The organism is Leclercia sp. G3L (assembly GCF_021117075.1).
Classification (GTDB): Bacteria; Pseudomonadota; Gammaproteobacteria; order Enterobacterales; family Enterobacteriaceae; genus Enterobacter; species Enterobacter adecarboxylatus_C.
This window is the reverse complement of sequence record NZ_CP088265.1, coordinates 195535-214861: the sequence shown is the minus strand read 5'-3', so window position 1 is coordinate 214861 and position 19327 is coordinate 195535. Positions and strand designations below refer to the sequence as shown.

General features: G+C 57.3%; 22 protein-coding genes. 7 read left to right on the top strand and 15 right to left on the bottom strand.

What is annotated here, in order from left to right:
• The first annotated feature begins 30 nt into the window (after window positions 1-30).
• Window positions 31-993 carry a sugar-binding transcriptional regulator gene (locus LRS40_RS02465; protein WP_032637401.1) on the top strand — a complete coding sequence of 321 codons (963 nt, stop codon included), beginning with the start codon at window positions 31-33 and terminating at the stop codon, window positions 991-993.
• Here LRS40_RS02465 and LRS40_RS02460 read toward each other — a convergent pair.
• From LRS40_RS02460 to LRS40_RS02440, 5 genes are read right to left on the bottom strand one after another with little or no spacing between them, the layout of a single operon-like run.
• Complete coding sequence (locus LRS40_RS02460; protein ID WP_032637399.1) at window positions 976-1932, bottom strand: sugar-binding transcriptional regulator; 957 nt, start codon at window positions 1930-1932, stop codon at window positions 976-978. The two genes, LRS40_RS02465 and LRS40_RS02460, sit on opposite strands and share 18 nt — an antisense overlap.
• 3 nt (window positions 1933-1935) lie before the next feature.
• Window positions 1936-2379: a 6,7-dimethyl-8-ribityllumazine synthase gene (locus tag LRS40_RS02455; RefSeq protein WP_001581446.1), complete on the bottom strand. Its 444-nt coding sequence runs from the start codon at window positions 2377-2379 to the stop codon at window positions 1936-1938.
• A 35-nt stretch (window positions 2380-2414) separates the two neighbouring features.
• Window positions 2415-3347, bottom strand: a complete 933-nt coding sequence (locus LRS40_RS02450) for a sugar phosphate isomerase/epimerase (protein WP_032637396.1) — start codon at window positions 3345-3347, stop codon at window positions 2415-2417.
• A gap of 10 nt (window positions 3348-3357) precedes the next feature.
• Complete coding sequence (locus LRS40_RS02445) at window positions 3358-4881, bottom strand: glycerol-3-phosphate dehydrogenase (RefSeq protein WP_032637394.1); 1524 nt, start codon at window positions 4879-4881, stop codon at window positions 3358-3360.
• 20 nt (window positions 4882-4901) lie between these two features.
• On the bottom strand, window positions 4902-6467 hold the full coding sequence (locus tag LRS40_RS02440; RefSeq protein WP_032637392.1) for an FGGY-family carbohydrate kinase: 1566 nt from the start codon (window positions 6465-6467) through the stop codon (window positions 4902-4904).
• A gap of 477 nt (window positions 6468-6944) precedes the next feature.
• Here LRS40_RS02440 and LRS40_RS02435 point away from each other — a divergent pair, with 477 nt between their 5' ends.
• The 5 genes from LRS40_RS02435 (at window position 6945) to LRS40_RS02415 (ending at window position 12200) form a co-directional block, all read left to right on the top strand.
• Window positions 6945-7553 carry a DUF2291 family protein gene (locus LRS40_RS02435; protein ID WP_224679010.1) on the top strand — a complete coding sequence of 203 codons (609 nt, stop codon included), beginning with the start codon at window positions 6945-6947 and terminating at the stop codon, window positions 7551-7553.
• On the top strand, window positions 7550-9088 hold the full coding sequence (locus LRS40_RS02430; protein ID WP_032637388.1) for a sugar ABC transporter ATP-binding protein: 1539 nt from the start codon (window positions 7550-7552) through the stop codon (window positions 9086-9088). The genes LRS40_RS02435 and LRS40_RS02430 overlap by 4 nt, the downstream gene beginning before the upstream one ends.
• Window positions 9089-9111: 23 nt before the next feature.
• The gene (locus LRS40_RS02425; RefSeq protein WP_001581452.1) at window positions 9112-10173 is read left to right on the top strand and encodes an ABC transporter permease; all 1062 of its coding nucleotides are present in this window, start codon (window positions 9112-9114) and stop codon (window positions 10171-10173) included.
• A gap of 88 nt (window positions 10174-10261) precedes the next feature.
• Entirely contained in the window at window positions 10262-11212 is a 951-nt protein-coding gene (locus LRS40_RS02420; RefSeq protein WP_001581454.1) for a D-ribose ABC transporter substrate-binding protein, read from the top strand.
• Between the two features lie 130 nt (window positions 11213-11342).
• A complete protein-coding gene (locus LRS40_RS02415) occupies window positions 11343-12200 on the top strand; it encodes a DeoR/GlpR family DNA-binding transcription regulator (RefSeq protein WP_001581455.1) in 858 nt (285 codons plus the stop codon).
• A gap of 297 nt (window positions 12201-12497) precedes the next feature.
• Here the strand turns inward: LRS40_RS02415 and LRS40_RS02410 are convergent, their stop codons facing one another.
• The 6 genes from LRS40_RS02410 to LRS40_RS02385 form a co-directional block, all read right to left on the bottom strand.
• A complete protein-coding gene (locus LRS40_RS02410) occupies window positions 12498-12818 on the bottom strand; it encodes a TA system toxin CbtA family protein (protein ID WP_231313015.1) in 321 nt (106 codons plus the stop codon).
• A 20-nt stretch (window positions 12819-12838) separates the two neighbouring features.
• Window positions 12839-13156: a type IV toxin-antitoxin system YeeU family antitoxin gene (locus LRS40_RS02405; protein WP_045333995.1), complete on the bottom strand. Its 318-nt coding sequence runs from the start codon at window positions 13154-13156 to the stop codon at window positions 12839-12841.
• Between the two features lie 18 nt (window positions 13157-13174).
• A complete protein-coding gene (locus LRS40_RS02400; RefSeq protein ID WP_021520981.1) occupies window positions 13175-13396 on the bottom strand; it encodes a DUF987 domain-containing protein in 222 nt (73 codons plus the stop codon).
• A gap of 8 nt (window positions 13397-13404) precedes the next feature.
• A complete protein-coding gene (locus tag LRS40_RS02395; RefSeq protein ID WP_045333998.1) occupies window positions 13405-13881 on the bottom strand; it encodes a RadC family protein in 477 nt (158 codons plus the stop codon).
• Window positions 13882-13896: 15 nt separating this feature from the next.
• Window positions 13897-14355, bottom strand: a complete 459-nt coding sequence (locus LRS40_RS02390) for an antirestriction protein (RefSeq protein WP_178328622.1) — start codon at window positions 14353-14355, stop codon at window positions 13897-13899.
• A 95-nt stretch (window positions 14356-14450) separates the two neighbouring features.
• Window positions 14451-14678 carry a DUF905 family protein gene (locus LRS40_RS02385; RefSeq protein WP_231313014.1) on the bottom strand — a complete coding sequence of 76 codons (228 nt, stop codon included), beginning with the start codon at window positions 14676-14678 and terminating at the stop codon, window positions 14451-14453.
• A 53-nt stretch (window positions 14679-14731) separates the two neighbouring features.
• Here LRS40_RS02385 and LRS40_RS02380 point away from each other — a divergent pair.
• A protein-coding gene (locus tag LRS40_RS02380; protein WP_231313013.1) for an IS3-like element ISEc36 family transposase occupies window positions 14732-15960 on the top strand; the annotation gives its coding sequence in 2 pieces (ribosomal slippage) (window positions 14732-15478 and window positions 15481-15960; 1227 coding nt in all).
• A gap of 19 nt (window positions 15961-15979) precedes the next feature.
• Here LRS40_RS02380 and LRS40_RS02375 read toward each other — a convergent pair.
• The 4 genes from LRS40_RS02375 to LRS40_RS02360 all read right to left on the bottom strand — a co-directional run bounded on the left by LRS40_RS02375 (window position 15980) and on the right by LRS40_RS02360 (window position 19287).
• Complete coding sequence (locus tag LRS40_RS02375; protein ID WP_178328625.1) at window positions 15980-16594, bottom strand: hypothetical protein; 615 nt, start codon at window positions 16592-16594, stop codon at window positions 15980-15982.
• Complete coding sequence (locus LRS40_RS02370) at window positions 16591-17295, bottom strand: transcriptional regulator (RefSeq protein ID WP_231313012.1); 705 nt, start codon at window positions 17293-17295, stop codon at window positions 16591-16593. The genes LRS40_RS02375 and LRS40_RS02370 overlap by 4 nt, the downstream gene beginning before the upstream one ends.
• A 201-nt stretch (window positions 17296-17496) precedes the next feature.
• Window positions 17497-18330, bottom strand: a complete 834-nt coding sequence (locus LRS40_RS02365) for a DUF932 domain-containing protein (protein ID WP_231313011.1) — start codon at window positions 18328-18330, stop codon at window positions 17497-17499.
• A gap of 93 nt (window positions 18331-18423) precedes the next feature.
• The gene (locus LRS40_RS02360; protein WP_231313010.1) at window positions 18424-19287 is read right to left on the bottom strand and encodes a GTPase family protein; all 864 of its coding nucleotides are present in this window, start codon (window positions 19285-19287) and stop codon (window positions 18424-18426) included.
• Between the last annotated feature and the right edge of the window lie 40 nt (window positions 19288-19327).

Genomic DNA, 19327 nt, shown 5'->3' with positions numbered 1-19327 from the left:
TCACCCTATAGCCCTGGAGAATCACGTCGCATGGATAAATCCACTGTGTCGCAGGAGTACGAGTTACTTACCGAAATCGCGGTTGCTTACTATTGTGATGAAGTGACGCAGGAGGAGATTGCGAATAAGTTTGGTTTTTCCCGCATCAAGGTCGGGCGGCTGCTGAAGCGTGCGAAGGAGGAAGGGATCGTTGAAATCAACGTGCGCTACCACCCTATCTTCAGCACCCAACTGGAAAAGCAACTGACCGAACGTTTCCCCGTCAGCCGGGCGCTTATCGCCCTTGACTACGCCGATGAGGGTGAGCAGCGTCGTCAGGTGGCCTCGCTGGTCTCAAGCTATCTCAATAACGTGCTGAAAGATAACGTGACGCTGGCGGTTGGGCAGGGGCGCAACGTGGCGGCGGTGGCCGAAAACTCGGGTGCGATCTCACCGCGTGACTGCCGCTTTATCTGCGGCATTGGCGGTACACATCGCCCTGGGGACGTGATAAACGCCGACCATATTAGCCGTCTGCTGGCCCGCAAGTTTGGTGGCAGCAGCGAGTCGTTATACGCGCCAGCCTATGTAGAAAACCCGCAGCTGAAGGATCTGCTGCTGCAAAACGGCACCATCAAAGATACCCTCGACCGGGCGCGGAAAGCGGATATTGCGCTGGTGGGCATTGGCGATATGAATGAAGACAGCTACATGGTGAAGCTGGGCTGGTTTACCCCGCAGGAGATCAGCAATGCTGGTCTGCATCAGGGCGTGATTGGCGACATTGCGGGCTATGACTTCTTCAACGCCCGCGGTGAGCATGTGAATACGGTGATGGATAACCGGGTGATTGGTCTGAGCATTGATGAGCTACGGCAGATCCCCTGCGTCATTGCGATTGCCTCGGAGAACACCAAGGCGATGGCGATTATGGGCGCGCTGCGTACCGGGGCGATTGATATTATCGCCACCAGCGCCCGAAACATTCGTACGGTATTAAGCCTCAGCCAGTAGGGTCTGCGCGGTTTGCTCGTCGGTAATTAATCCGCTGAGCAGGCCGCTTGCCAGCGCCGCCTTTGTGGCCGCCACTTTACTCTGACCGCCCACCAGGGCGACGATATTTTCCCGACGACGCGCGTCAAGGGATACCGCCAGGGTTCTCGCCGTCAGGCTGTTGGTGATGCGCTGCCCGCGTGCGTCGAAGAAGTAACCCAGCATCTCGCCTATCGCCCCTGCGGCGGATATATCGTTAATCTCCTGCACCGCGATCAGCCCGGCTTCCACCAGTTGCGCCGCCGGTTCGACGGTGCCGATGCCCACCAGTTTTACCGTACTGCCCGCCGCCATGCTGAACACTTCGCTTACGCCGCGTTGGGAGAGCAGGACTTCGCGGTCTTCCACGGTATTGGCAAAGAAAGGCACCGGCATCATATAGGCCTGCGCCCCGGTTTTTTCGGCAATACGGTGCATGACATCGTGCGGATTCAGCGCGTAGTTGCGTGTCAGACAGCCCAGCAGCGAAACAAAGCGGGCATGGGAGGCGTCAAGGTGCGGAAGCTGATGGATGGCGGCGGAAAGCGTGCGGCCGTGGCCAATGCCGATGGTGATAGCCGGATTATTGCTCAACAGGTTGCGCAGGTACTCCGCTCCGGCGAGGCCCAGCGCGCGCAACGGCAGTCCCTCTTCGGCAAGGTCCGGGGTGACGCGGCAAAAATTCAGGCCGAAGCGCGCGCAGAGGCGCGACTCCAGCTCCACGCAGGCAACAATATCGCCATCGATGGTGACTTTTACTGCCCCTTCCGCCACGGCGCGGGCAATCAGGCGGTGGGTTTTCACGGAGGGCAGGCCAAGACGTTTGGCGACGGCGGCCTGGGTCAGGCCGCCTACGTAGTGGAGCCAGGCGGCACGCAGGCCGAGCGACTCCTCGCTGTCGGGAACGAGAGGTTTTTTCATGCGTTAATCTTTTGGCATCTGCAAGCTATGGATTTGCACCACCGCCCGGGCAGCCTCCTGGCCTTTTTTCACGAAGTGATCGGTATAGAAACCAATGTGCTCTGCCGTCGGCTGGAAGTGGTGCGGCGTCAACGAAATGGAGTACATCGGTACCTCAGTGGCAAGTTGGGCCTGCATCAGACCGCTGACCACCGCCTGGGCAACAAAATCATGGCGGTAGATGCCGCCGTCAACCACCAGCGCGGCGCAGACGATGGCATCATAGCGGCCACTTTTTGCCAGACGCTGGGCCAGCAGGGGCATCTCAAACGCACCGGGCACGTCCAAGCTTTGCACATCGCAGCTGACGTGCTGGCTCTCCATTTCCTGCTGAAAACCGACCAGCGCCTGCGACACGATATCGCTGTGCCAGTTGGCTTTAATAAAGGCGACCTTTAATGAAGACATATCTCACTCCTGTGATCTGGCCCGAGCCAGCAACGTTAAATGTTCAGGTCCTGCACGCCGGTGTCGATATGCGGTGCCCAGAAGGCGACGCTCTCAGCGATACCGGCAACGGCCTGGCTGTCGGTCGGCTCGCGCTCTTTAAAGCTCAGCTCCAGACAGATTTCATTGTTCTCTGCACCGCCGCGCGCGAAGGCGCTCAGCAGCGGTTCCGGCTGGATCCGACCGTGGGTATTATACGATAATGTAAATGGCCGATGTCCGCCTTTGTCCGCCATGCTCTGTTTTATATGAATAATCGGCGAGTAGCGGGGCACCGCTTCGGCCCATGCGTAGGGGTCATAATCCCGCGGATCGGCGGAGGTGACATCGCCATGGTCAATATCTGCCATCATCCACATCGGCAGCGCCATCGGCTCAGCGCTAAGACGTTTTTGCAGCGCCAGACAGGCGGGAATGGTTTCGCCAAACTCACGCCCGACGCTCATCGGCTCCCAGAACAGATACTTCAGCCCGGCTGACTTCGCGTGCTCGGCCACCTCCGCCCAGCACTCAATGGCGATAGCTATCAGCGCGTCGCGGCGGGCGAGATCCTGATAATCTCGCAGGGTAAAAATGGCGAACTGCGAGCCCACCGAATCACCACCCAGTTCGGCGGTGATATCGGCAAAGGTTTTAAACCAGTCGATATAGTAGCGGCGCACGCTGGCGTCCGGATGACCAAAGTGGTTAAGGCGACCGTACGGGCCGGTCATCCCGGAGGTGACGCGCACCCCGGTCTCCTGCAGCGCTTTTTTCATTCGTCGGGTCATCTGGTTGATGGTCGCTGCCGGCCAGCCCGGATTGATAAACTCATGCGTAAGCTGCACGTCGCGGATGCGAATGCGCTGGGCGATGGTCTGAATCAGCTCCTCAGGTTCGGCAAAGCGATTCACCAGCGGATTGGTATTGAGCGAAAGGGTGAGTGCCATCGTCGTCTCCTTAGCTGGCCTGGGCGCACGGCTGAACGGTGAAGGTGTCGGTGAACCAGTCGCTGAACGCCTGTTGCTGGGCATCGCTCAGGTGCAGGCGATGCTTGGTGCGACGCCAGAGTACGTCTTCCGGCTGCTGGGCCCACTCTTTTTCAACCAGATAGCGCACTTCGACTTCATACAGCAGGCCGCCAAAATGACGACCCAAATCGGCCACCTGCTTCGCGCCCCCCAGCACCTGGGGCAGACGCGCGCCGTACAGCCGGGCGTAGTGTTTGCGCAGCGGCGCGGGCAGCCAGGCATACTGCTCTTTCAGGGTTTGCAGATAGGACTCAAAGTCGGCCCCGGGAATTTCACCACCAGGCAGCGGGGCGCTGCGCGTCCAGTCTGCGCCCATTTGCGGGAAGAACGGTCCGAGTTTTTGTAACGCGTGTTCGGCAAGCTTACGGAAGGTGGTGATTTTACCGCCAAAGACGTGCAGCAGCGGAAGTTGCTGCTGATCATCCAGCTCAAACACGTAATCCCGCGTGACCGCCGACGGGTTGCCTTTGCCATCGTCAAACAGTGGGCGAACGCCGGAGAAACGGGTAATCACGTCAGCGGCGGTCAGCTTCACTTTGAAGTAGCGGTTAACCGCATCAATCAGATATTGTTGCTCGCGGTCGTCCGCCTCGACGGAGTCGGCATCGCCTTCCCACGGAATATCCGTGGTGCCGATAAGCGCTTTATCGCCTTCGTACGGGTTGATAAAAATCACGCGCTTGTCGTGGTTTTGCATCAGGTAGGCCTGCTGACCCTCCCAGAATTTTGGCACGATCAGGTGTGAGCCTTTTACCAGGCGCACGCTGCGTTTGCTGTGGGAGCGGGTCACATCATTGATGATGTCCAGCACCCACGGGCCGGAGGCATTCACCAGCGCTTTTGCCCGTACCCGGTGCTGTTCGCCGGTCTGCGTATTTTGCAGGGTAATTTCCCAGGCACCGGCTTTACGCTCGGCGGCCACGCAGCGGGTGCGGGTCAGAATGGTGGCGCCGCGCTCGGCGGCGTCCACGGCATTCAGGGTGACCAGGCGCGCATCGTCAACCCAGCAGTCTGAGTACTCAAAGCCTTTATGGAAGCTATCGAGGATCGGCGCGCCTTCCGGATCACGCAGCAGATCCAGCGTACGGGTGCCAGGCAGTTTTTTGCGCCCGCCAAGGTGGTCATAGAGGAACAGCCCCAGGCGAATAAACCACGCCGGGCGATCGCTCGGGTTATGCGGCAGCACGAAGCGCATCGGCCAGATGATATGCGGCGCGGCGTTGAGCAGGATTTCACGCTCAATCAGCGCCTCGCGCACCAGGCGAAACTCGTAATACTCGAGATAGCGTAACCCGCCATGTACCAGTTTCCCGGAACGGGAGGAGGTCCCCTCGGCGAGGTCGTCTTTTTCACACATCATCACCGACAGACCGCGTCCGGTCGCATCGCGAGCGATCCCCGCGCCATTAATGCCGCCGCCGATAATAAACAGATCCACGATTTTTTTGCTCATGACAGACTCCATTAACCCAATTAAAGGCCTGCATCAGGCTGGTGTAAGGTGTGCCACACGGAAGGTAGCTCGCTGCGAAGATGCTGGTAAGTGCCAAAGAGATGCTGGTAGCGCGCGACGAGTTCAGGCGGCGGCGCTTCCGGCGTATCCAGTAACGGCTTGACCCAGGTTTCCACACAGCGGGCCATTGACGGATAAGCCCCAATGGCGACGGCCGCCATCATTGCGGCCCCTGCGGCACCGGTCTCCTCGCGGCTGTTGCTGCGTACCGGTACGTCGACGCAGGCAGAGAGGATCTGCCGCAGCTGTGGCGAACGAATGGCTCCGCCGGTGAGGCGAAGCTCGGCGGGCATCGCCCCACCCATCGCCTGATAGCAGTCGCGGGCGGCAAAGCCGATCCCTTCAATAACGGCGCGCACCATGTCGCCAAAGCCATGACGGTAGCTCAGGCCAACAAAGCTGGCGCGGGCTTCGGCGTTGACGAACGGCCCGCGTTCGCCCGCTTCGGAGATATAGGGGTGATAGAGCAGCGCGCCGGGTTTGGCCTCGCTGAGCCAGCGGTCGATGTGCTGCACCAGTCGGGCATGATCGACCTCGCAGCCGAAGCTGTTCAACAGGTCGCTGGCGACATGCAGCAGCCAGTCGAGGTTGAGCGTCGAGGCCATGTTGGTCTGCACCTGGGTGACGTAGCCTGGCCACGGCAGGGGGATGACGTACCCGGTCTGCTCATCGTTCAGCCAGACGCTTTCCGTAGGGACGGCGCGCAGATGCACACCCGTAGAGCCCACCACCGAACAGGCGGTATTGGCCTCGCCGGTGTGGACACCGGCACCCAGCGCGGTCATGACCATGTCGACGTAGCCCAGACTGACCGGGGTGCCGGCTCTCAGCCCGGTCAGTGCGGCCGCTTCAGCGGTGAGGGGATGCGTGGTTTCGACGCCGTCGACGATGTCAGGCAGCAGGTGGCGGCGGTGCTCCAGCCCCAGGGCGGCAATGACGTTGTCGTCATAGCGCCGGGTGCGGAAGTTGCCAAAGGTAAAGCTGGCTTCCGAAGGGTCGGTCGCGCGCACGCCGGTCAGATTCAGGTACAGCCAGTCTTTGCAGTGCAGGGCAACTTCGCTGCCGTTGAGCAATTCCGGGTGATAGCGATCCATGTGCGCCATCTGTGCGCTCTGCTGGCAGGTGTTCAGACCGGTACCCGTCGCTTCAAAGCGCATCCGCGACAGGGGCGAGCGGGAGAGCGATTCGACGGTGCGAGCCGCGCGCGCGTCGAGCCAGATCCAGGCATCAGAGACCGGGCGGTTCCCGGCCCCGACCAGCCAGGTGCCGTCGCCCTGGGCGGTGACAGCAATCGCCACCACACGGGCGGCAAGATTATCGACGCGCTCGGCGAGCTTACGAATAGCGGCAACGGCATCCTGCCAGGTCTGGCTCATTGACTGCAGCGCCGCGCCGTGGCCCTCGCTGCGAGAGTAGCGGTTGCGCGCCGATGCACATCCGAGCTGCTGGCCTTCCAGATCGAACGCCACCGCTTTGACCACGGAAGTGCCTGAGTCCAGACCGAGAATAATATCGCGGTTATCCATGGGTGCCTCCGTTGGCCGGGTGTGGGCCTCGCGTGAGAAGAGTGAATGTGTTCATAACCCCATCACCGAAATGTTAATTGGATGTAAGTGTTTTGATAAATACAGTCATACATCATCTATCACATAGTTAACATAGTGGCTGTATTATTTTTCTTTAAATGGAATAAATTTCATTCCGGAAAGCGAAGACGATCACGATTTTGTCGCCTGGTTCGCAGGATGGGTGGCGTGAAGGGGGTTTTCTGGCGCGGGGTTGTGGTGTGATTGTTATGGTATAGAAATGTTAGATCCAGATCGCGTTCTACACAAAATCCCAAAGACTAAATTGACATTAGTGCAACAAAGGAACAATTCTCATCACATATAGTTATCGTATTTATAACATCAAGACGCAATAAAGCGTCGGTGCTAACTGTCTGTGAGGTCAACATTATGTCCGGTGTTTCCGCACTCTCTACCCTACATTCCCGCCGCCGTATGAGGCGTTATCTGCTGTGTGGCCTGGCCGCAGCGGCAGTGGTGGCGGCCATGGCCATTGATACCAAGGTGGTCAAAATCGGTTCCGGGCAGGATGCACAGGAGCAGGGGTTCTCCGCCAGCACCTACGGTGAGAAAACCTTCCCAGGGATTAAAAGCTACGTCGAATCTCATGCGGTGGAGGCTGTTGAGCTTGCCAACGCGCTGAAGGTCAACCAGCAGGAGGCGGTGAAGAAGTACGCCACCGGCACCACGCTGCCGGTATTGCCGGTTCGCTTCTCCGGCACGGTGGGTGAGGGGAAATCGGGCATCTTTGCGCTTCACGTGGAAGGTCTGCCGGAAGGGATGAAGGCGCGGCTGCAGACCGGCCCGGTCCTCACCGGCACCGAGCTGCGCGACGTGACCGGCAAGATCCAGTTCGGTGACTTCACCAACCAGATTGAGTATCAGAACGCGGGTTCGGCGATTAACCAGGCGCTGAAGGCCTCGTTGCTCGACAAGCTCGACCGTACCGCCCTGTCCGGCAAGCTTGTCGAAGGCGTGGGGGTATTCCGCTTACTCACCCCTAATAACTGGCTGGTGACCCCGGTCAGCCTGGAGGTCAAATGAAGCAGCGTGAATTTCATTCAGCGTTGACCCGCGGAGAAATAATCCTGTCGGCGAAAAACGTCAGCAAGGTGTATGGCTCAACCCATGCGCTGAAGGGGGTGAACTTTGATATTCGCCGTGGCGAAGTCACCACGCTGTTTGGTGAAAACGGGGCGGGTAAATCGACCCTGATGAAGATCCTTTCCGGTGTGATCACCCCGAGCAGCGGCGAGATCCTGCTGAATGGCGAGGTGAAGGTGTTCAACTCCGCTACCGATGCCCGCAACCAGGGGATCTCGATAATCCACCAGGAATTGAACCTCGCGCCGAACATGAACGTGCGCGACAACATCTTTATTGGCCGTGAAATCATGACCTCCAGCGGTGTCGATTTTGCCGAAGAGACGCGAGTAACCCGCCACCTGATGAAGTCGCTGGAAGAGGATATCGATCCGCTGACCCCGGTGGAGAACCTGCGCCTCGGGCAGCAGCAGATCGTCGAGATCGCCCGTGCGCTGTCGGTGAATTCGCAGATCCTGATCATGGATGAACCGACCTCTGCGCTGAGTGCGGCAGAGGTAGAGGTGTTGTTCCAGGTGATCCGCGACCTGACCAGCCAGGGGGTAGCTATCGTTTACATCTCCCACCATCTGGAAGAGGCGCTGGAAATTACCGACCGCGCGGTGGTGCTGCGCGACGGCGTGATGACCGCCTACGCCCGCCGCGATGAAATCGACCTCGACTGGATTGTCCGCAACATGGTGGGGGAAAGCTTTGACCTCGGCGCGCCGCCGTCGGGTTACGACTTTGGTGATACCGCGCTGTCGGTGAAATCGCTGACGGTGAAGGGGAAAGCCGGTATCCGGCTGGTGGATAACCTGTCGCTGGACGTCCGCGCCGGGGAGATCGTCTGCATTTACGGTTTGATGGGCGCGGGTCGTACTGAACTAATGGAGTGTGTGGCGGGTCGGCTGCGCCAGTCGTCCGGGGAGATTCATATTGAAGAGAGCGACGTCTCGGGTTTGAGCATTGCTGAGCGTATTGCCAGCGGCCTGGCGCTGGTGCCGGAAGACCGTCAGCGGGACGGGCTGGTGCAAACCATGACCGTAGGTGAAAACCTGACCCTCGCCAGCATCGGGCGCTTCGTGCGCGGGCTGATGCTTTCCACCCGCAAGGAAAAGGCGCTGATTACCGAGAGCATTCGTAACGTGACGGTGAAAACTGCGGGCGGCGAGGCGGCCATCGGTTCGCTCTCCGGCGGCAATCAGCAAAAGGTGGTGATCGGCAAAATGCTTGCGACGCATCCGAAGGTGATTTTGCTGGATGAGCCGAGCCGCGGCATTGATATCGGCGCTAAGGCTGAAGTATTCCGCCTGCTGGCAGAGAACGCCCGGCAGGGGCTGGCGGTGATCTACTCCACCTCGGAAGTGGGGGAGTGCCTGAGCATCGCGCACCGTATTGTGGTGATGAGCAAAGGCCGCATTTCGGCGGTGTTTGACTCTTCTGTATCCAAAGAACGCATCATGGCGGCCTCCGGCGAGTCCCTGGTGGCATAACGATGAAAATGGGAGCGAAAACCATGACTGACAGAACTCAGCAGCTGGCCGTGCCAGCCCGGGCCGTAAAAAGTCGTACTGGCACCACTAAGAGCATGAGCCTGGCGCGTATTCTGCTTGAGGGGCGTGCGTTCTTTGCCCTGCTGGTGATTATCGCGGTGTTCTCACTGATGTCGCCGAACTACTTCAGCGGCGCGAACTTCCTGACGATGGCCTCGCACGTGGCGATCTTTGGCCTACCGGCTATTGGTATGCTGCTGGTTATCCTTAACGGCGGCATCGATCTTTCCGTGGGTTCAACCCTCGGGCTTGCCGGGGTGTGCGCCGGCTACATGATGCAGGGCATCAATCTGGAAGCGCTGGGCGTGGTGCTCTATCTGCCGGTCTGGGCGGTGGCGATTCTGACGCTGGCGGTGGGTGCGCTGGTGGGGCTGGTCAACGGAGTGCTGATTGCCTGGTGCCGGGTTCCTGCCTTTGTGGCCACGCTTGGCTCGCTGTATGTCGCGCGCGGTATCGCGCTGCTGATGACCAACGGCCTGACCTACAACAAGCTTTCCGGCAGCGACGCCCTAGGCAATACCGGTTTTGACTGGCTGGGCTTCAACCGCATTTTCAATGTCCCGGTCGGGGTGCTGATTCTGGGCGTTACCGCGCTGATTTGCGGCTATCTGTTGAGCCGCACCGCCTTTGGCCGCTGGCTGTATGCCTCCGGCGGGAATGAGCGGGCGGCTGAGCTCTCCGGCGTGCCGGTGAAGCGCGTCAAAATCAGCGTCTATGTGCTCTCCGGGATCTGTGCGGCGATGGCGGGACTGGTGCTCTCATCCCAGCTGACCTCCGCGGGCCCCACGGCGGGCACCACCTACGAACTGACGGCGATTGCCGCAGTGGTGATTGGCGGCGCGGCGCTGACCGGTGGGCGCGGCAACGTGCGCGGTACGTTGCTGGGCGCGTTCGTTATCGGTTTTCTCTCTGATGGCCTGGTGATCATTGGCGTTTCTGCTTACTGGCAGACCGTCTTTACCGGGGCGGTCATCGTGCTTGCCGTACTGCTTAACACTCTGCAGTACGGACGGAGTCGACGTTAATCTATTCCCTGTTTGGGCGGAAGCCAGGTCGTCTCCGTTCCAACGTTAATCCGTAACCTGTACCCCTAAAATAACGGAGCAACAACCTATGTACCTTAACAGCAAGCGTTTTATCCTGGCCGCTGCCACGGTGGCACTTACCGCTATCGCCACACCAACCTGGGCTGACGGGCTGATGACCATCATCGTCAACGATCCCTCTAACCCCTACTGGTTGACGGAAGGCCAGGTGGCGCAGAAAACGGCTGAGAAACTCGGCTATACGGCGAAGGTGAGTGCGCATAAGGGCGACACCAATACCGAAAGCCAGCTGATTGATACCGCGATCACCAATAAATCAAAGGCCATTATTCTCGACCCGGCGAACGCCGACGGTTCGGTTGGCTCGGTGAAAAAGGCCATCGCGGCGAATATCCCGGTGTTTATTATCAACGCCGAGCTGAACCAGAGCGGCCTGGCGAAGGCGCAGCTGGTTTCCAACAACGCCCAGGGCGCGGCGCTTGGCGCACAGCAATGGGTGCAGCAGGTGGGTGATGCGGGCGACTACGTTGAGCTGAAGGGGCCACCGTCTGATAATAACGCCGCCACCCGCGCCAACGGTTTTGAGACGGTGCTGAGCCAGTACCCGGATCTGAAAAAGACAGGTAGTGAAGTGGCTAACTGGGACCGTACCCAGGGCTATAACAAGATGCAGTCTCTGTTGCAGGCTAACCCGAATGTGAAAGGGGTGATCAGCGGTAACGATGAGATGGCGCTGGGTGCGATTGCGGCGCTGAAAGAGGCGGGTAAGCTGAAACAGGTGACCGTTGGCGGCTTCGACGGCTCCCCGGATGCGGTGGATGCAGTGAAAGAGGGGACGCTGGCCTATACCGTGATGCAGCCGGTGGCGACCTTTGCCGCTAAAGCGGTTGAGCAGGCGGACACCTTCCTTAAGACCGGCAAAACCGGCGCGTCGTCAGAGAAACAGCTGTTTGACTGCGTGTTAATCACCAAAGAAAACGCGGCGAAAATTACCTCTCCATTTATGCTTGCAGACTAAGTTCGCAAGAGAGTAGCCCGGGCGAGGCGTTTACGCCGACCCCGGGATTAAACACTGTGTTGCTAAACTATGGCTAACACGGTGTAATTAACAAAGATCGGAACTCATTCCTCTCTTTAATGGACGGATTATGGCGCAAACACCGCAGGACCCCTCTCTGAATCTGTTTATGGCGGATACCCTTCCCAGCGACAGTCGTCAGGCTCGTCAACTGGCGCGCCGTCAGCTGATTGTTGAAGCGGTAATGGCGGAAGGTGCAATCCGTATTGAGGACATTACCGAGCGTTTTGATATCAGCCTGATGACTGCCCACCGGGATATTGACGAGTTGGTGGAGCGCGGGCTATTGCATAAATCTCGCGGCGTGGTCTCGGCGACGGCCACGAGCCTTGTGGAATCCAGTGACATTTACCGCGCCACCCGTCAGCTTGAAGAGAAGCAGGCGATTGCCGAAGTGGCGGCAGGTTACCTAGAGCCGGGGCAGGCCATCTTCCTGGATGATTCCACCACTGTCTTTCAGATAGCGCGCTTTCTGCCCGCCAGAGCGCCGCTGACGGTAATCACCAATTCACTCACGTTGATGAACGAGCTACGCAATATTCGCGATATTACCCTGCTCGGCCTGGGTGGCCAGTACTACAACTGGTGCAACGCGTTTATGGGCCACTCCACGCGTCAGGAAATCGCCGGACTGCGCGCCGACGTCTTTTTTGTCAGTATGTCGGCGGTGATGGATGGGATCGTTTTCCACCAGTCGGCGGAGACCATAGAGACCAAGCGGGCGATGTTTGATTCGGCGAAGCAGCGCATCCTGATGATGGATCACACTAAATTTGAGCGCCGGGCGCTCTACCATTTTGCCCACCTGAACGAGTTTGATGCGGTGATTGTTGACCGGGGAATTCCGGTACCGACGCTGCGTCAAATTATGGATATGGGGGGGAATGTGGTGGTGGCGGATATGAAGGGAAAAGCGGGGGAGCGCTGAGGTTTTACGCCAGTCCTAAACGAGCCGGATTGAGGGGGGGGCCTCAGCCTCCCAGGTCAAATTGAAGGTACAAAAAAGCCCGCAGGGCTTGCGCCGTGCGGGCTTTCAGGACTTCGTATCAGGCTCTGGTGACCATCAACAAAGGCTGGCGGAGTCTGAATTGGTTCTGTAATTATCTGAATTATATGATCTAAATTCTAATTCAACTTTGTGATGGTGCCTAATGTGGTGCCTAAAAATATTTTTACCTTTTTTGCCCAGTAAAGAGATGGGGTGTGGGAAGAAAACTGACACTACTTAAATTCTCATTTCCCTCATAGCCCGTCTGGCTTTTAGAATGTCTACAGCAGTAATAAAAGGCGACTGTTCTTGCCAGCTAAACCCCTTACGATCGATGCGAACCAGTTCGTATTTTTCCACCAGAAAATTAACGGCATCGGCTAAAGAGATACCGGCATCGATATGTTCCTTAATCACAGTTTCATCACTGAATGGCGTGTCGTTCAGTGTCAGGCCATAGTGCTGATCCAGCAGGCGTGAAAGAAGCATTTGCCATACGATCACTGGTGACGGGCATGGTTTAGCCGCCCACAAAGTCGTTGCAGGTAGAGTTTTCATGTTTGCTCTCGTGAAATTAGTTATCGTTGAGTAGGATAAACGGTGATGTATATGTAGCCGCAACTGCCAAGGGTGTCGGCTTCGCAGGTGAAACCATTGTGGTACAGGGTGACGCAGTGGGCATGGCGGGGATTCAGTTCATCGGTGGTTAGCATCGACTCCATCTGGCTGATAAAGTGCGGGAATGTTTCATCCAGCTTACGGCATTCGACGTCACTGAATTTACCGGTGATGCTGGCCCGGTCAGCCAGATAATGCAGCCGGTTCCCCTCCTGCACCAGACGGGCTCCCAGGCGTGGCGTGATATCCCGCTGCAGCCCCCATGTGATGTTCCTCATTTATAACCTCCTTTATTGTCAGTTCAGGGTAATACTCATCAGGCAGGTATAAGGCCCTTTGCGGTCCTGGCGGCGTTCGGCGTATACCGCCAGGACTCCAGTGATATCCGGAACGTCCCTGCCGGTGTAATGACAGACGCTGCCATGCCACAGGTATTTGCCGGTGCAGTAGCGAAAGATTCGGGACTCAGGATGCTGGCGGTATATCGTCATTGCCTGGCGTTTACTAATAATTTCCATGTAATACCTCACAGCAGACCGTGTTCTGCGAACGAATAGATTTGCCTGCCGCCGACAATCAGGTGGTCAGGGACACGGATATCCACCAACTGAAGTACCTGAACCAGTCGCTGCGTGAGGGTTTTGTCAGCCTGGCTGGGCGTCGTCTCTCCGGAAGGATGGTTATGCGCCAGTATCACCGCCGCCGCGTTGAAGTACAGAGCACGTTTGACCACTTCCCGGGGATGGACCTCGGTGCGGTTAATCGTGCCGCTAAAGAGCGTCTCATGGGCGATAAGCTGGTTCTGGTTATCCAGATACAACACCCGGAACTCTTCCCGCTCAAGCGCGGCCATATGCAGTCGCAGCCATTCACGGACAGCATGTGTGGAGGTGAACACCACCCCGGGCTCATGCAGATGTCTGTCCAGAACCCTGAGTGCCCGCTGGATGAGACGCCGGTCCTGTGGCGTTATCTCGCCGGGTAAAAAGGAAAGCTGTTTCATTCGTTGTTCCTCTGGTCAGTCAATGATGCGCAAAATGGCGTGGGCTTCTGGATGCTGCAGGGCGTAGTCCCGCAGACGGTAATAGTGCGCGGTCATTGCGTCACACTCTGTACGGCAGGCATGGTGGCTGTATTCAATCAGGCAGACAGCGATACCGGCAGCGTCTGCACTCATTTGCGCACCATTGCCGTTCATGCCGTTAAACAGATGCCATGTCTCATCACTGTCAGACTCAGGGGCCATAAACGCGCCGCCATTGCTGAGGGTGTAAAAGGACCAGATACCACCGCTGTACTCATCACAAAAGCGCTCCATCCAGGCGAAAATACGGGGTTCCAGCGTTATCCATTGCGGGATAGCGCCAAAGTACAGCGGCCAGAAATCGAGACGCTGTTCGTCGGGTACTAGCGTGGCACTGAGGGTGAACTGTGGTTCGTTAGCGGGAACTAACTCGTACTGTGTCTGTGTTGTCATAGGGTTTCTCCGTCAATAAAAAACGCCAGCGGCGATGGCTGGCGTATGAGATGGGGTAATCAGGGGCTGAAATGTATGCCGGTAAATGACTGCAGTCAGTCGGTGGATAATGCTCTGCAAATGCCATCCTGCCCTATATACCGGTTGAGGGCCGTACCGGCATCCGGTTCAAAGTTCCACGCCCGCCAGACCATCCGGCCTTCGGGGTCGCGAACTATCAGACGGAAGTGACTGCCCTGGTCGTCTTCAATGGCGATGTTGTGATACCGGCGGGTAACAGCTTCGTAGACTGGCCCCCTGAATCTCCAGACAGTTGGTATCACTTAAGTTAGTGATAGTCTTAATACTAGTTTTTAGACTAGTCGTTGGAGTCCGAATGATTGATGTTTTAGGTCCAGAGAAGCGCAGACGGCGAAGTGTTCAGGAAAAAATCGCCATTGTTCAGCAGAGTTTTGAGCCCGGAATGACCGTGTCGCTGGTCGCCCGTCGGCATGGCGTTGCTGCCAGTCAGCTGTTCCTGTGGCGTAAGCAGTATCAGGAAGGCAGCCTTACAGCCGTTGCCGCAGGAGAACAGGTTGTGCCCGCGTCGGAGCTGGCATCTGCGATGAAGCAAATTAAAGAGCTGCAGCGCCTGTTGGGCAAGAAAACCATGGAAAACGAGCTGCTAAAAGAAGCCGTTGAATATGGCCGACAAAAAGTGGATAGCGCACGTGCCCTTGTTGCCGGAGGATGGCGAATAAGCCTTGTCAGTCGTTGCCTCCGGGTGTCACGTGCGCAACTGCATGCCATGGCCCGTCGGTCGAAGGACTGGCAGGATCGTCGGTGCAAGCGCAAGCCTGATGATACTGACGCGCTGGCCCGTATCCATACCGTTATCGGCGATCTGCCCACCTATGGTTATCGTCGGGTATGGGCACTGCTGCGCAGACAATCAGAAACTGACGACATGGCGGTGATCAATGCCAAACGCGTATACCGCATCATGCGTCAGAATGCGCTGCTGCTTGAGCGTAAACCGGAAATACCGCCATCGAAGCGGGCGCATACAGGGAAAGTGGCCGTTGGAGAAAGTAACCAGCGGTGGTGCTCTGACGGCTTCGAGTTCAGCTGTGATAACGGTGAAAAAAACTGCGGGTCACGTTCGCTCTGGACTGTTGCGATCGCGAGGCACTTTACTGGGCGGCCAGTAACGGTGGATATGACAGTGAAACCGTGCAGGACGTCATGCTGGGTGCCGTGGAGCGTCGCTTCGGTGACAGCCTGCCGACATCCCCCGTTGAGTGGCTGACAGACAACGGTTCAGCCTACCGTTCTTATCAGACGCGTCAGTTCGCCAGAATGGTAGGACTGGAGCCTAAACATACGGCGGTACGTAGCCCGGAAAGCAACGGGATGGCAGAGAGCTTCGTGAAAACGATGAAGCGCGATTACATCAGCATCATGCCGAAACCCGACGGGTTAACAGCGGTAAAGAACCTTGCGGAGGCCTTCGAACATTACAACGAATGGCATCCGCATAGTGCACTGGGGTATCGTTCGCCACGGGAATATCTGCGGCGGCGAACCAGTAATGGGTTAAGTGATAAAAAGTGTATGGAAATATAGGGGCCAATCCACCAGACTCTCAGCAGTTACCGGTACGGCGACACAGTTCAGCCATGCTCTGCTTCGCCACCCACTGCTGCAGTTCGCGGTCTTTTTGAGAACGCTTAGCCGCCAGCGCGGCCTGTTGTTTTGGATTGACGCAATTATCAGGCACGACCAGCAGGGCTTTCGGTGTGTAGGTAGACCGGGCATGATTCAACGCTTCTGTCGGATTATCTGTACCCCCCGATCTCTGTTGCGCCTCGTCCAGCAGCGAGGCCTGGGTATCAATCAGAGTGAACCCACACGCCTTACCCTCGCCCTGGTACACGGATGTCAAATCGGCGGGGGAACCACTGGCCGTTTTGAGTGTAAGTTTGCGTACCGTTTTGGTGTTTTTGTCAGCGACAAAATAGCCTCCGTTGTATCCCATCCGCAGCAGAAACTGCCGGGTCCAGGGGTAATTATCAATGACTCTGGCACCGTAGAGCGCATTGCTGAGGGTGTGATTGTCCAGACCATCGGCTGATTTCCAGCCGTCAGCCTGCATGTATTGCCAGGCCTTAACCGTCCCTACGACATTTTCAGCGGCTACTGGCAAAACGGTACCCGCGCACAGACAGAGCGCCAGCGCCGTGGTAGTAAGTAATTTCATATCTGTTCCTTTTGAGGTGAAAACCCGTCGTCACTGACAACGAGCAGTGAGTGGAAAGTCTGAAAGTGGGGTAATACCCGAAGAAAACCGGGATGTGACAGCAGGTTACGCACCCGTGCATCCGGCACGAACAGTGCCGGGTGGAAGGTTACCGTGTGAATATCGCCCAGCGGGAAAACCGTTATATGCCCCCCGATCTCACCGGTCAGATACCAGCAGCCATCGCTGCACACCAGGCGGTAAGGAGCCAGCCCGGAGTAATGACCGCCTTCTGCCAGCAGTGTCACCCGACGGTGTTCAGTGATAGCGCGAACCAGTCTTGTAAACACTTCAGGCCGTGCCAGTGCCCGGGAGGTAGCGCTGTGCCAGATAAGGCAGGGAGATTCACTAGCACTCAACAGGGAGGTAACCAGCTGGTTGTCGATATCCGGAAAGAGCGCCTCCACGCCGGAGTGGCGGACGAAGGTCTGCACCGCCAGCTCCCGCTGGCGACTACCGGACAGCAGGCTGCACTGCCCGTCACGGAACTCCAGGTCGAGATAGGTCAGCCGCTCACGAAAATCCCGACGCAGCGTGCGTACTGACACGCCGAACTCGGTAGCCAGCTTCTGCATAATCAGCGTTTCTCCCGCCACAAGGCGGCTGATAATCAGCGACAAGCGGACCGCAAGGCGCTCATGGCGGCGCTCAGTCTTAGACATGAGAGGCTTTCTCCATTCGGTTAATGGACTGAAAATTAAGTGATTAGTGTAACGAGAGGGCCGGACAGGATATGGACAGCAGAAGCTGTTTTTTTTCAGCAGACCGAATGCAATCAGAATGCGGCTTCGTGTCCAGTCAGAGGAAAAGTTGCCTGTAAATTGAGCAGTGAACGGACAGGTGATGTCCGCATTAATCCGGAGCTAGTATTTGTTTGTCTGAAACCCGCTGAGCATCGTTTCTGCCATCACCCACAGAGCACGGTTAAGCTTCACATCACTGTCGATACCGCGCACGGCACGGGTATGCGTTCGTCCGCCTTTCGCACTCCGGCCACTAAGCCCGCCCTTAATCAGGTTCTCCTGAATGCGCTGGTATGTGGTCCACAGGTCGTTGCTTTCATCCTGCCAGCGGCGTGGGGACAGCACCTGTGATGGAGCAACCGGCTGGTGGTCTTCCCCGAAACGGTACGTCAGTGCAGCCTGTGCCAGCGCCTGTTGCGCAGGAGGTGGCAGCATCAGCGACTGCATCGCATCCCGTTTTTCCTCCACGCGATCAAAAATCCCCAGCACCTCATACGCCCCTTCAATCACCTGACTCACCACATCCCCTTTGTGCGGCACCCGCACCTCTCCAAACGACTCACCGCAGACGAGCCCGTTCTGGCACACAGCACGAAATAGTCCCGGCAGCATCTGGTACGAACTTGTACCATCATGAGAGTTGAGCAGAATGATTTCCGGTACCTGTTTGCCGGTGATTTGTCCCTCCCGGCGCAGGCGTAACATATGCTTTGTATGCTCACGGCGATCGGGGTCACGAACGCGAGTCTGACAGGCAAAGAACGGCTGAAAGCCTTCGCGTTGCAGGCTGTTGAGCAGGGAAATTGTGGGAATGTAGGTATACCGTGCGCTGCGTGACGCATGCTTCTCCTCACTGAACACACTGGGCACCACGCGATACAACTCTTCACGGGTTAGCGGACGATCACGACGAATAAGGTTTGCTGCGCCAAAGCGCGAAGCCAGACGGGTCATAAGCAGACTCCTCATGATGGATAAAAAAAGCAAAAAAGCCTTGTCGCTCAAATGGCGACAGGGCTCAGGAAACGACGGATTAAGTGGCAATATTCAGAAGAAGAAATTCCAGACGGCACGGGCGACTGACACCACGGTGTCGCGTACAGTCTGAATGATTGCCCGAACCGGGGCCGGTATCAGGGGCATGGAACTTACTGTATCCAGTACCGAGCCTACCGTTTCCCCAAAATCGTCACAGGCTTTTTTATTAACGGCATCGGTACGAAGCTGCGCACTGAGCTGAGATACCACCGGACTGCTGGCCTCACGCGGCAGACAACGAATCATCCGCTCAGCCATCACCCTAAGCCCCCATTGCAAACGAACCGATACTGAGCACACCGGATGCACGGGCTGGAACAGCTCATGCAACAGACAGATTTTTCGGCTGATGTTTTGTTTCTGCTCTGTGGATAGCTGTTCACCACCGCTGCCAGGTTCGACTTTATCCGACTGACTGATAACAAACAGTACCTTTTGCCGGTAAGCTTCACCAATTACCTGATGGTAAAAATGCTCATCCACCGCCAGCGCCCGGTCATCGGCCTTAATAAGCCACAGCACCAGGTCTAGGTGGGGGAGTTGTTCGCGGTACATTGCGGCGTACTCTGTATCCCGGCGCTCAGACTCCCCGACGCCGGGTAAATCCACCAGTGTCATAAAGCGCTTTCCCACCTGCAGGCGAAAGCGTAAGGGTTCGCGTGTGCAGGCGGTCACATCGCTGACGGGTGAAATCTCACCGGCAAACAGGGCATTACATAAGCTGCTCTTGCCCGAGCCAGTTTTACCCATGATGCCAATCACCGGCTCATAGTGAGTAAGCTGGTTTATCTGCTGCAGAATACGCTCTGATGCCCAGTGCGGCAGGCTAGAAAGTGAGTTCTGCAGCGACTGCAGACCTTCAGATTTTTTCATCACTACTCCTCTGAAATGAAAACAAAAAAGCAGAACCGTG